The sequence below is a fragment of the Microbacterium bandirmense genome, assembly GCF_037204185.1.
In the GTDB taxonomy this organism is placed as follows: Bacteria; Actinomycetota; Actinomycetes; order Actinomycetales; family Microbacteriaceae; genus Microbacterium; species Microbacterium bandirmense.
This window is the reverse complement of sequence record NZ_JBBDGM010000005.1, coordinates 59,273-71,450: the sequence shown is the minus strand read 5'-3', so window position 1 is coordinate 71,450 and position 12,178 is coordinate 59,273. Positions and strand designations below refer to the sequence as shown.

10 protein-coding genes and 1 pseudogene are annotated in these 12,178 nt (G+C 67.9%); 7 read left to right on the top strand and 4 right to left on the bottom strand.

Translation table 11 applies throughout. The annotated features are described in order from the left end of the window. Window positions 1-20: 20 nt before the first annotated feature. On the bottom strand, window positions 21-1,322 hold the full coding sequence (gene nhaA / locus WDU99_RS07125) for a Na+/H+ antiporter NhaA (RefSeq protein ID WP_337331753.1): 1,302 nt from the start codon (window positions 1,320-1,322) through the stop codon (window positions 21-23). A 118-nt stretch (window positions 1,323-1,440) separates the two neighbouring features. Here nhaA and WDU99_RS07120 point away from each other — a divergent pair, with 118 nt between their 5' ends. The 4 genes from WDU99_RS07120 to WDU99_RS07105 are packed head-to-tail and all read left to right on the top strand — an operon-like array spanning window position 1,441 to window position 5,500. Further along, window positions 1,441-2,535, top strand: a complete 1,095-nt coding sequence (locus WDU99_RS07120; protein WP_337331752.1) for a MerR family transcriptional regulator — start codon at window positions 1,441-1,443, stop codon at window positions 2,533-2,535. After that, window positions 2,532-3,743 (top strand): MFS transporter, encoded by a 1,212-nt coding sequence (locus WDU99_RS07115; RefSeq protein ID WP_337331751.1) that lies wholly within the window; start codon window positions 2,532-2,534, stop codon window positions 3,741-3,743. The genes WDU99_RS07120 and WDU99_RS07115 overlap by 4 nt, the downstream gene beginning before the upstream one ends. Before the next feature lie 58 nt (window positions 3,744-3,801). Then, window positions 3,802-4,875 carry an alpha/beta fold hydrolase gene (locus WDU99_RS07110; RefSeq protein ID WP_337331750.1) on the top strand — a complete coding sequence of 358 codons (1,074 nt, stop codon included), beginning with the start codon at window positions 3,802-3,804 and terminating at the stop codon, window positions 4,873-4,875. A gap of 4 nt (window positions 4,876-4,879) precedes the next feature. Next, complete coding sequence (locus WDU99_RS07105) at window positions 4,880-5,500, top strand: TetR/AcrR family transcriptional regulator (protein WP_337331749.1); 621 nt, start codon at window positions 4,880-4,882, stop codon at window positions 5,498-5,500. A gap of 282 nt (window positions 5,501-5,782) precedes the next feature. On the opposite strand, the pseudogene WDU99_RS07100 reads toward WDU99_RS07105, so the two are convergent. The 3 genes and pseudogenes from WDU99_RS07100 to WDU99_RS07090 form a co-directional block, all read right to left on the bottom strand. Then, a pseudogene (locus tag WDU99_RS07100) lies at window positions 5,783-6,256 on the bottom strand (copper resistance CopC family protein); the annotation flags it as partial. A gap of 197 nt (window positions 6,257-6,453) precedes the next feature. Continuing rightward, entirely contained in the window at window positions 6,454-7,704 is a 1,251-nt protein-coding gene (locus WDU99_RS07095; protein WP_337331748.1) for an MFS transporter, read from the bottom strand. Then, a complete protein-coding gene (locus WDU99_RS07090; protein WP_337331747.1) occupies window positions 7,704-8,075 on the bottom strand; it encodes an ArsR/SmtB family transcription factor in 372 nt (123 codons plus the stop codon). Before WDU99_RS07090 ends, WDU99_RS07095 begins: the two co-directional genes overlap by 1 nt. 431 nt (window positions 8,076-8,506) lie before the next feature. Here WDU99_RS07090 and WDU99_RS07085 point away from each other — a divergent pair, with 431 nt between their 5' ends. The 3 genes from WDU99_RS07085 to WDU99_RS07075 all read left to right on the top strand — a co-directional run bounded on the left by WDU99_RS07085 (window position 8,507) and on the right by WDU99_RS07075 (window position 12,066). After that, window positions 8,507-8,944, top strand: a complete 438-nt coding sequence (locus WDU99_RS07085; protein WP_337331746.1) for a MarR family winged helix-turn-helix transcriptional regulator — start codon at window positions 8,507-8,509, stop codon at window positions 8,942-8,944. 113 nt (window positions 8,945-9,057) lie between these two features. Beyond that, entirely contained in the window at window positions 9,058-10,404 is a 1,347-nt protein-coding gene (locus tag WDU99_RS07080) for an HNH endonuclease (protein WP_337331745.1), read from the top strand. Window positions 10,405-10,488: 84 nt separating this feature from the next. Continuing rightward, on the top strand, window positions 10,489-12,066 hold the full coding sequence (locus WDU99_RS07075; protein WP_337331744.1) for an SPFH domain-containing protein: 1,578 nt from the start codon (window positions 10,489-10,491) through the stop codon (window positions 12,064-12,066). Window positions 12,067-12,178 lie beyond the last annotated feature (112 nt).

Here is a 12,178-nt window from a genome sequence, read left to right as displayed (position 1 = left end):
GCGGGGATTGTGACATCAGCTCACGGAGTCGCACCCTCCGCCGCCGCGATCCTGCCGTGGTGACGATTTCGTGCACCCAGCAGGACGGATGCCAGCAGCGCGGCCAGCACGGATGCGACGAGGATGGCGACCTTCGCGTGATCGTGCTGCGCGCTTCCGGCGTCGAAACTGAGTTCGGCGACCAGCAGCGAGACCGTGAAGCCGATTCCCGCCAGCAGACCCACTCCGATGAGGTCGATCCAGCGCAGGGTCGGATCGAGGTCGATGCGGCGCACCCTGGTGATGACCCAGGTCGCGACTGTGATGCCGACGGGCTTGCCGATCACGAGCGCGACGACGATGCCGATCACGACCGGGTCGGTGAAAGCCGAGGCGAACCCGTCGGCGCCCCCGATCGCGACCCCGGCCGAGAAGAACGCGAAGATCGGCACCGCGAAGCCGGCCGACAGCGGGCGGAAGCGGTGCTCGAAGATCTCGGCGAGGCCGGGGCCGACCTCAGGTCCACGGTCGGCGCGCTTGTGCAGCACGGGGATGGTGAAGCCGAGCAGCACGCCCGCGATCGTCGCGTGGATTCCGGATGCATGGATGAGCGCCCAGGCGACGGCGCCGATCGGCAGCAGGATGACCCAGGCCGCGGACGGCCGCAGGTGGAAGAACTGGCGGTAGCGCTGCGCGATCACGCCGTAGACGGCGATCACGATCAGAGCGGCGATCAGCGGGAGCACATCGATCGACTCGGTGTAGAAGACCGCGATGATGCCGATCGCGATCAGGTCGTCGACGACGGCCAGGGTGAGCAGGAAGACCCGCAGCGCGCTGGGCAGGTGCGAGCCGATGATGGCCAGCACGGCCACCGCGAATGCGATGTCCGTGGCCGTGGGGATCGCCCACCCGCGGGCGGCGTCCGGCGACGCGGCGGTGATGGCGAGGTAGATCACGGCGGGCACGGCCACGCCGCCGATCGCGGCCACGATCGGCACCACGGCCGTGCTGAACTTCCGCAGATCCCCGGCGACGAACTCGCGCTTGAGTTCGAGTCCGACCATGAAGAAGAAGATCGCGAGCAGGCCGTCGGCCGCCCACGCGCCCAGGCTGAGCTTCAGGTGCCATGGCTCGTAGCCGACCTCGAAGTCGCGCAGGGCGAAGTACGCGTCGGCCCAGGGCGAGTTGGCCAGCAGCAGTGCCGCCGCGGCGAATGCCACCAGCAGGATGCCACCCACGGTCTCTTTGCGCAGGATCTCGGTGACGCGCAGCGACTCGGCGCGCGTCGTGGAGGGGAAGATGCGGCGCACACGGGAGAAACGGGAAGGTGCTTTGTGCATGAGCGGAGGCTTTCGGATCGACGAATGAGGACATCGTCGACCAGGCTTCCCGACACTCCGCGTTCCATCGTACGCGGTGTGTTGACCTTCATCCCGGGTGAAAGTCGATGATGGTGTCATGTCTCGGCGCGATGACCTGGATGCTCCGCTGCGGTTCCCGACTGAGGAGACGCGGCAGACGATCGGCGCGTTCGCGCGGGTGGTGGGGCTGAGCGCGAGCGCGCTGCGCCAATACGGCGATTCCGGTTTGCTCGTGCCGGCCAGGATCGAGGAGCGCACCGGCTACCGCTATTACTCCCCCGATCAGCAGCAGCGGGCGATCTGGATCCGTCGGCTGCGCGACGCGGGGCTCGGCCTGAGTCGGGTCCGCACGATCCTCGACGGCGACGTCGACGAGGCGGAGGCGCTGCTCGACGAATGGCTGTCGGATGCTGAAGAGCGGCGTTCCTCGGCTGCGGAGCTCGTCGCCGATCTGAAGCAGAGTCTGCGGGCGCGCGCGGAGGCGAATCCGGTCCATCGCACGACTGCTCGGTTCGACGGCGCGGTGCTCGCGGATGCGATCGAGCAGGTGTCGGAGGCGAGCGCGGCCGGCGAACCCGGATTCGGCGGCGTGCTTCTGGAGCTGGGTCCAGGGGCCGCAGCCGTGGTCGCGACGGATCGGCACCTGCTCATGGCACGCCTGGCGGTGGCATCCGATGTCGACGGCCCGCGAGCGCGAGTGCACGTGGACGACGACGACCTGCCGGGCTGGCTGCGGGCGCGAGGCCGCGTCGAGCTCGTGGTCGAGACGCCGACGGGACGCGACGGCACGACGGCGATGCGGGCATCGTTCCGCGACGGGGCCGGAGAGCGAATGCTGACATGCCTGCCGGACCCGTTTCCCAGCGTGCGCGAGATGCTTCGGGTGGAGTCGGATGCCACGCGGTGCGTGTTCGGGCGGACTGACGCGCAGCGGGTGGCGCGCGGAGTCGACGGCGTCGTGCTGCGCGTCCGCGCCGGCCGGGCTGCGTTGAGATCGGATGCCGGCAGGGCGGAGGGCCCGGCGCAGGGCGGGCCGGTCGATGTGACGCTCTCGACAGCTCTGCTGAGGCGCATCGTCGACGCCACGGTCGGCCCGTGGCTGACGTGCGATGTGCTCGGGAGTCGCGACTCGGTCAGCTGGCGGGCGCCCAGTCAGCCGGATTTCGTGGCGCTGATGATGCCCCGCGCATGACGCGAGAGCGGATGCCGAAGGGCTTCACGGCGTGGGTCGCCGCGACCGTGGGCGCGGATCTCGGGTCAGGGGTGCTGGCGTTCGCCCTCACCTGGGTCGCGTCCGGTCACGGTCCGAACGCCGCAGCGGCCGTGCTGACGCTGACCGTGGCGCCGACCGCGCTGTTCGGCCTGCTGGGCGGGGCCGTCGCCGACCGGTACGGCGTGCGACGGGTAATGATCGCCTGCACTCTCGCCCTGATGCTGATCAGCACCGGCCTCGCTCTGGTCGTCACGGTCTGGCCGGGGACGCCGATCACGCTCCTGGTCGCCGCGGCCGCGATCGGCACGGTCGCGGCCTTCCACCGACCTGCGATCGGCGTCTTCCCGCGCTTGTTCGTCGCTGGAGCAGGCCTGGGCACAGCGATGGCGCGGGTCGGGGTGGCGAGCCAGATCGCCGGCACGATCGCCCCGCCCCTCGGCGGACTGCTCATCGGTCTGGTCGCGTTGTCCGGCGTCGCGTGGATCGATGTGCTCGGGTGCGCGATCATGGTGGTTGTCTTGCTGTGCATCCGACCGCCGCTGACTCCCGCCGCAGCGCCGGACGCGGTGACGGCGCGCGGGATCATCGACGGCCTCCGCACGGCCCGGCGCACCCCTGGCATCCCGACTCTGCTGCTGTGCGTCGGCCTGATCGCGGGTGCGGTGCTCCCCGCTGTCATCCTCGGCATTCCCCTTGCCGCCCGCGAGCGCGGGTGGTCAGCCGCTGAGGCGGGTCTGATCGAGGCGGGGTGGATCGCCGGTGGGCTGGTCACCGGTCTGTGGTTCTCGTGGCGGGGCATCGCCGTCAGGATGTGGCGGCCGATGACGGCGGGCGCCGTCGTCGTGGCCCTCGGTCTCGGTGGGCTCGCGTCGGCACCATTGTGGATGCCTGCCGCTGCGAGCACCTGCGTGGTCGGTGCGGGTGTGGTGATGTTCACGGCGCACGCCTTTCCCACCTATCTGCTGCTGGCGCCGGCGCGGATGCTGTCTCGCTTTCAGAGTCTGCTGGTGCTGGTGCAGCGTGCGCCGCAGCTGGTGATCGCACCGCTGGTGGGCGCCGGTGTGGCAGCGACCTCGACGGGCCCGATGCTGGCATTCGCAGGCGTGCTGGCGCTGTTCGCCGCGTTCATCGTGGCCTCCGACGCCACGCTGCGATCGTTCACGTCAGCGACGAGCGGTTCCGCGTGACGCGCTCGGTCCTTCTGCGCCTGGCGGTGTTACTAACCTTAAGGTTAGTCTTCTGTGCATGAGGTGGTTCACGCGAAAGGCGACGAGGGCGAAGCCCGACAGTGCAGACGGCGCTCATGATTCAGCGTCCGGCACGGCCGCGCAGACCGAGGAGCCTGCGGCCCGGCGGCGGCCGCGACTTGGCCGCACAGTGCTCGTGCTGGCTCCCGCGCTGGCCGGTTTCGTGGCCGGCGCTGTGGTCTTCAGCTCTTCGGTGCCGGTCGGTCACTTCCGAAGCGCCGATGGTCAGGACGAGTATCTGGCGGCATATGAGCGGGCGCTCGACGAGGGACCGGCCGAGTCGGCCCGCGTCACCATCGAGACCGAGTACGGCGCAGTGCATGCGGTGCGCTACGACTCCGCCGACCCGACCCGCGCGGACGCGGACCCGCTGGTACTGCTGCCCGGCACCCAGTCGGGCGCGCCGATGTGGGTGAACAACATCCCTTCTCTGCGCGCTGCTGGGCCCGTGTACGTCATCGACCTGCTCGGACAGCCGGGACGCAGCATCCAATCGCGCCCGATCGAGACGCACGCCGACGATGCGCGGTGGCTCGCGCAGGCGCTTGACCAGCTGCCGGGGCATCCCGCGGTGATGGGGCACTCGCTGGGCGGCTGGCTCGCGATCAATCTCGCGGTGCATGAGCCGGGCGCGGCATCGCGGGTCATCGTGCTCGATCCGGTGATGAGCTTCGAAGACCTGTCGCTGCCGGCGGTCGTCCGCTCGATTCCGGCATCGGTCTCGTGGCTGCCGAAGTCGTGGCGCGACGACTTCGCGAGTTGGACGGCGAATGATGCGCCGATCGCCGACGAGCCGGTCGCGGAGATGATCGAGGCGGGTATGCAGCACTTCTCGCTGGGCACGCCGGCACCCAGCCGATTCAGCGACGAGCAGCTGCAGCACATCGACGCACCCATGCTGGCCATCATGGCCGGCGCCTCGCGCATGCACGACGCCGAGCAGGCCGCCGACAACGCCGAGAAGCTGCTGACGCACGGCGTCGTGCTCACCTACGACGATGCGTCTCATGCGATCAACGGCGAGGAGCCGGAGCGGATCGCCGAGGACGTCACCCTGTTCCTGGAAGACTGATCGCATGCCGACACGTGCGCGCAGAGTACGCGATGCCGGCGGACGTCCGCCGACCGCGACCGAGGTCGCTCGTCGCCGCCAGATCCTGGATGCGACCATCTCGATCGTCGGGCGGGCCGGCTGGGCAGCCTGCACGCTGCAGAGCGTGGCCGACGAGATCGGGGTCACTAAGGCCGCGGTGATCTACCACGTCGGCACGAAAGCCGGCCTGGTCGAGCAGGCGTACTCGTTCGTCATCGACGACTTCGTCGCCTTCGTTCAGGTGCGCCTTGAGACGGCGGGCACACCGCTCGACGCCGTCGTGACGTTCGCACTCGCCCATCTGGAGCACATGCGCGAGCATCGCGACCACGCGCGACTGATCGCCGAGTCGCTGACCGACGCCGCTCCCGCCGACATCGACGACCGACCCACCAGCGTGAGCCGCACCGCGCCGGCGGTCGCGCTGATCGACGCGGCGCGAGCGGCCGCCGCCGACACCGGCTCCCGTGAGCCCGCGATCGTCGTCGCGACGGTCCTGAACGGGATGGTCGACGCGGCCGTCGCCGCCTGGCTGCAGGACCCCGGCTTCGATCTCGACGCGGCGGGTCGACTTATCAGCGTCTTCATCCGCACCAGCGTCTGACGATCGTCCCGCGCCCCTGCGCGGGCGGACAACAAATGTCCGATCTCACGAGAGGTGTCGGTTGGTGAGACAGAGCATCCCCGGAAAGACAGGTGAGTGGTGCGCTGCCGAAACTGCCGGTTGTCTCACGAAGCTTGTCGGTAATCGTGTTTCACCCTCGCCCTGCCTACGAGGTCTGGCGACGGTTCCGGCACGGAGTTTCGGCAGGTGCGCGAGACTTGCCCTAGCCGTGGGCGATGCGGTCCGCCATCGCTTGGATCGTGGGAGGGGGCGGCTCGTCGGTCAGGCCTCCGTGTCTGCCTGATCTGCTCGGCGGCGGCGAACGAACAGGAAGACGACCAGGGCGATGAGCAACACGACAACGACCGCGGAGATGAGAGCGATCGGCCAGGCGCTGATTGTCGGGGTCGATGAGCCTGTGGCCTGATCGGCGTCTCCGCCGACGGGCGTGGTGGAGGGAGTCGGTGCGGCCTCGTCGGTGGGGGTCGCAGTAGGAGTGGGTGTGGGCGCGCCTTCGAGGACGGTGAACGGAATGGCGGCGCTGATCGGGTGCCCGTCGGCGGAGACGACTTTCCAGAGCACCTCGTAGGCTCCGGCGGGCATCCCCTCGGACACGGGTGCGACCACGGTCGCTCCGGTAATCGTGGCATCTCCCTCGGCCCAGTTCCGGCCGGTCGCGTCGTTGACTTGGACCTCTGCACCCATCGTGAGGACCTGGTTGCTGAACTCGAGTGTGACCTGCGTCGGCGGTGTCGTGAGCTGTTCGCCCTAGGCGGGACTGCTGGAGACCAGTGCGTCATGTGCGGACGCCGGGGGCGCGACGGTCAGGCCGCCGATCAAAAGGGCCAGGATCGTCGTTGCGACGAAGGCAGGGCGCAAACGGGGAGTGCGGGTCATGAGGGGGTTCTTTCGTCGTCAGAGTGGCGGCGTAGCGGGGTCTTGGTGTGGGCGCGTCAGCGGTCCTGGTCGGCTGTCATGGTCGGGGCGTCGGCTGCGCGTAGTAGACGGGTGCGGGCGAACACGACCGCGACTGCTCCTGCAGCGGAGGCGATGATGAGCAGAGCGATCGCGGCGCTGGTGAGGTTCGCGGCTCCGAGCCAGCCTGCGATGGGGTAGGTGATCAGGAAGCAGGCGTGGGAGAGGGCGAACTGGGCGGTGTAGACGAGGTTCCGATTCGCGGGCGTGGATGCATCCGCGAGCAACCGGGACGAGGGCGTGTTCACCAACGATGTGCCCATGCCCAGCAACACCCACGTTCCCAGCAGCACGAACCACCCGTCACCGGAGGCAGTTGAGACCACAGTGACGACGACGGCAACCACCAGCCCGACGACGATGACAGTCGCGCCAGTGACCATAGTCCGGATCACACCGAGCTTGCCCACCAGCCAGGGGATGCTCAGCGCAACGATGAGGGACCCGATGCCGTAGCAGGCCAGCGTCAACGCGAGGGCTTCCTCGCCGAGTCCGAACACGCCGCGGGCATAGACCACGGAATTCACCAGGACGATCGCGGTGCCGGCAGCGACGACGATGTTGGTGAGCATCAAGAACCGCAGCGTCGGAGTGCGGGCGAACACCTTCACCCCCAGCGGGAGCCGCTGCCACCACGTCAACACCGGACCTCCCTCCCCCTGGGCAGGGAGGCGCGAGAACAGCACCAGCAGAGCGGAGCATGCGAAACCGATCGCGGTGCCGACGAACAGGTTGTTGTAACTGATCACCGTCAAAAGCGCCGCCGCGATCGTCGGACTCAACAGCGCCTCAAGATCATAGGCGAGCCGGGACAACGACAACGCCCGGGTGTATTGGTCCGGTTCGGGTAGGACCGAGGGGATCAGCGACTGGAACGCGGGGGTGAACGTCGCCGAGGCGGACTGCAGCACGAACACGAGCAGATAGATCTGCCAAGCCTCGGTCACGAACGGCAGCATCAACGCGATCGTCAATCGGAGCAGATCCGCGGTGATCAGGACCGCCTTCTTCGGCAGCCGGTCGACGACCGCAGCAATCAGCGGTGCGACGGCCGTATTGGCGACCATCTTGATCGTCAACGCCGTGCCCAGCACCGCCCCCGCTGCGTCACCTGCGATCTCGAATGCGAGCAGCCCCAGGGCGACGGTGAGCAGACCCGTGCCCAGCAGAGCGATCACCTGCGCGGAGAACAACTTCGCATAGGTGGCGTTGCGGAGGACCTGCAGCATCAACGGATCTCTTCTGGCGCCGGGTGGTCGACGCGGTGGTGCGCCGGGTCGTTGCTCAAGGTGTGCTGGGCCTGGAAGATCGCATCTGCGACCAACTGGCGGGCGTGCTCGTTCGTCAGCCTGTAAAACACTTTCGTACCCTCATGGCGAGTCGACACGATCCTTGCCAGACGGAGCTTTGCCAGATGCTGCGAGACTGCCGGCGCGGACTTGTCGACGATGTCGGCAAGGTGGTTCACCGAAAGCTCTTGATCACGCAGCGCGAGGATGATCCGGATCCGTGTCGCGTCCGCGAGCATCGAGAACACCTCGACAGCGAGCTCGACGTACTCACTCTCTGCCGACAAAGAACACTTCGAATCTGCATGCATACGCAGATTATTGCATAGATGGTGAATTGAAGATCAATCGCTACGGCGGTAGATCCGCCACTCGGTGACTCTGATGAGCGTTCGCGCGCAGTTTCGGATGCCGCCGCGCCTGGCTCGGCTGACTCCATCCGCCACGTTTCGTGAGACTCCGCCAACTTCGTGAGACGCTCCGACAGCTTTCGTGAGACTCCGACACTTTTCGTGAGATCGGACACCAACAACAAAGCCACCTCAAAACTCACCGTGACCAAACCGTTGCATTCGTTACCTCGCCGTTATAGAGTGATCACACGGTGAATGTTTGCTGTGGCATACACCGCATGTGATTGCAGGACACTCTTGGTGCAAGGGACAAGGGCCGGTCGGAAGCCTCTCCGACCGGCCCTCATGCATCCCCGTGGGTGTCGGCGACGGCCAGTACGCTGGTCGACATGACCGACCGCGAACTGGCGCTGCGCGCCTGGGAGAGCCTGTTCCGCGCGCAGCACGAACTGTTCGTCGCGATGGCATCCGACTTCCGTGACACCGCGATCACGCAGGGCGAGTACGACGTGCTGCTGACCGTGGTCCGCGCTCCCGACATGACCGCGCGTCTGCGCGATGTGACGGGCAACATGCTCATCAGCCAGCCCAGCGTCTCGCGCCTCGTCGATCGCATGGTCGCCCGAGACCTGCTCACCAAGACGATCGACCCAGACGACGGCCGCGGGGCGATCCTCACCGCGACGGATGCCGGCGCACGCGCCTTCCGCCAGGTGGCGACCTCACACGGGCGCTCCATCGCCGAAAACATGGCCCGACTCGATGACGACGAGCTGCGCGCGCTGCTCGCGCTCACTCAGAAGCTGCGCGGCATATCGGGTACGTAGCTTCGAAAGCGGCACATCAAGCCAGCGAAATCGGATGCTGATTTATCGGGGCTTCTCGAGAATTATTCGAACAAATGTTTGACACTCGGGGCATCGCAATCTAAACTGGATGCATGACGGAGCACCTGACCCCGCTGGACGACGCGATCACGCGTCTTCGCGCGGCGTGGTCGGATGCACACGATGCCACCGAACTCACGCGGCAGCAGCTCATCGAGACGAATGACGCTCTCGGCGCAGTCCGCCGCCTGACCGAGGCACTGCAGTCCGAAGTGGCAGCGGGGATCGCCTCCGAATCACGCGCCAGCCTCGGGCCCGACTCCCTTGCCAAGCAGCAGGGATACCGCAACGCCTCTCAGCTGATCGCCACGACGACCGGCATGTCCACCGCCGAGGCATCACGTCACGTGAAGGTGGGCGAAGCCACGGCGCCACGCTCCGACCTGACCGGCGCGCGCCTTCCGGCCAAGTACCCCGCTGTGCAGCGCGCGCTTCAGGCCGGCGAGATCGGCACGAGCGCCGCGAGCCTGATCATCAGCCTGCTCGACCGCGTGCGCCTCAAGGTCACACCCGAGCACCTCGCGGCAGCGGAGGAGCTGCTTGCGGAGAAGGCCATGAACCTGTCGACCGACGATGTGCGCAAGCTGCTCACCCGTGCCGAAGCCTGGCTCGATCCCGACGGCGTCGCCCCGCGGGAAGAAGAGGTCCGTGCGAAGCGCTCGGTGACCATGTTCGAGCGTGACGGCGCATTCCACCTCAATGCGGTCCTCGACGCCGAGTCAGGTGCGGCCATCCGCGCCGCGATCGCCGGTTACGTCTCCGCGCAGTTCGCCGCGCGTAAAGACGCGATCGACCCGGACGCCGTCGATGCCGACCACCGCACGGTGCCTCAACTGCAGGCAGACGCGCTGTCCGTCCTGTGCGCGCACGCCCTCGGCTGCGACACCGACGCCCCTGCACTCGCGGGCGCAACGGTGATCGTGCGGGTCGATCTCGACGACCTCATCGACGGCACCGGGTACGGCAGCGTCGACGGCTTCGAACAGCCCATCAGCATCGGAGCCGTTCGCCGCATGGCCGCATCCGGCGGCGTCATCCCCTGCGTGCTCGGAACTGACAGCGAGATCCTCGACTGGGGTCGCCGCAAGCGCTTCTTCACCCCCTCCCAGCGTCTTGCGCTGGCAGAGCGCGACGGCGGATGCGCGATGTGCGGTCTTCCACCGAATATGACCCGCGCGCATCACATCCGGTGGTGGAGACGCGATACCGGGCCGACCGATCTCGAGAACGGTGTGCTGCTCTGCGAGACATGCCACCATCGCATCCACGACAACGGCTGGGACATCCGCGTAGACGGCACCGGCGTCGCGGCACGGGTGTGGTTCATCCCACCACCCGACGTCGATACCGCCCGCACACCCCGGCTCGGCGGACTGGCGAGATACACACTCGCCGCCTGATCCCGGCGTCCGCGGGCACGCCCGATCTCTGGCAAGGTGTCAGAAGACCCGGTTCGAGGGGAACGCGGGTATTAGGGAGAGAACATGGAGATCGCCGGACTCGTCGGCATCCTGGTCATCATCGGCATCGCCGTCGTTGCCGTCATCATCGTCCTGCTCATCCTGCTGCTGTTCGCACGCAGCTGGATCAAGGTCGCGCGCGCCGATGAGGCGCTCGTCATCTCAGGACGCAAACAGAAGGTGCAGCGCGCCGTCCTGAACGCCGACGGCACCAGCAGCTCGGAACTCGCCGAATCGCCCGTCACGGTGATCGTCAACGGCAAGTCGCTGGTCAACCCGATCACGCAGCGGCACGAGATCATCTCGCTGCGCTCCCGGCAGGTCTCCCTCAACGCCGAGGCGCAGTCGCTCGACAGCGTCACGCTCAACGTCGACGGCGTCGCCATCGTCAAGATCGGCTCCGACCCGCTGTACGTGCGCCGCGCCGCCGAGCGCTTCGCCTCGCAGGACAAGGCCATCGAGCAGTTCACCACCGAGCAGCTCGAGGGCGCCCTGCGCGGCATCGTCGCCACCCTGTCGGTCGTCGAGCTGATGCGCGAGCGCAAGAAGTTCTCCGACCAGATCGCCTCCGACGTCTCGCACGAGCTCGCCGAGCAGGGCCTCATCCTGGATTCGTTCCAGATCAAGGGCATCACCGACGCCGTCGGCTACATCCAGTCGCTCGGCGCCCCCGAGATCCAGGCCAAGCGTCAGGCGGCCGAGATCTCGCAGACCAACGCCGACCGTGCGATCAACCAGAAGCACATCGCCAACGAAGAGGCGAACCTGATCGAGCAGACCGCGCTCGACACCAACACCGCCAACGCCAACGCCGGCATCGGCCGCGCCCGCGCCGAAGCCGAGCAGGCCGAGCACCTCGCCCGCGCCCAGGCCGAACAGGCCGTGATGCAGCAGCAGGCCGAGAACAAGCAGGCCCAGCTCGACGCCGACGTCAAGCGCGTCGCCGACGCACAGCGCTACGAGTCCGAGACCCGCGCCCAGGCCGACCTCTTCACCCGTGAGAAGGCCGCCGAGGCCGCCGCGATCGAGCAGGTCAAGCAGGCCGAGGCCCGCACCCGCATCGCCGAGCAGCAGGCCGAGGCCGACAAGGCCCGCGCCGCCGGTGAAGCCGCCGCGCTCCGCGACAAGGCGAACGCCGAGGCCGAGGCACGCCGCCTGCGCGCCAGTGCCGAAGCCGACGCGATCCGCGCCGAGGGTGAAGCCCGCGCCGCCGCCGTCGAGGCCGAGGCGAAGGCCATCGCCTCCAACCAGGAGGCGTTCCTGTCGCAGCGGGTGCTCGACGTGCTGCCGTCGCTCATGTCGGAGTTCGCCAAGGGATACTCCGCGATCGGAAACGTCTCGATCGTCGGAGGCGCCGGCGAGGACGGCGCCTCCAGCGTCGTCGGCAGCGACAACGCCAAGGCCATGCGCGCCGTCTTCGACAGCGTCAACGCCACGACGGGCCTCGATCTCGCGGCCATCATCCAGGGCCAGGCCGTCGGCCGCGGCTTCGGCGCGGGCGTCGCGCAGGCGTCGGATGCCCCGGTGACGGCCGAAGCGCGCACCGCGGCATCCGCAGCTGCCACGTCGGATGCCGAACCGGAAGCCCGCTCCGCGGACTGACACACCGCGTCAACCGCATACGCTTCGGGAGCCGACACACCAGATCACGGACGATTCTCACGAGAACGTCCGACGACTGGCGTGTCGGCCCCCGGAATGTAACTCCACGCCG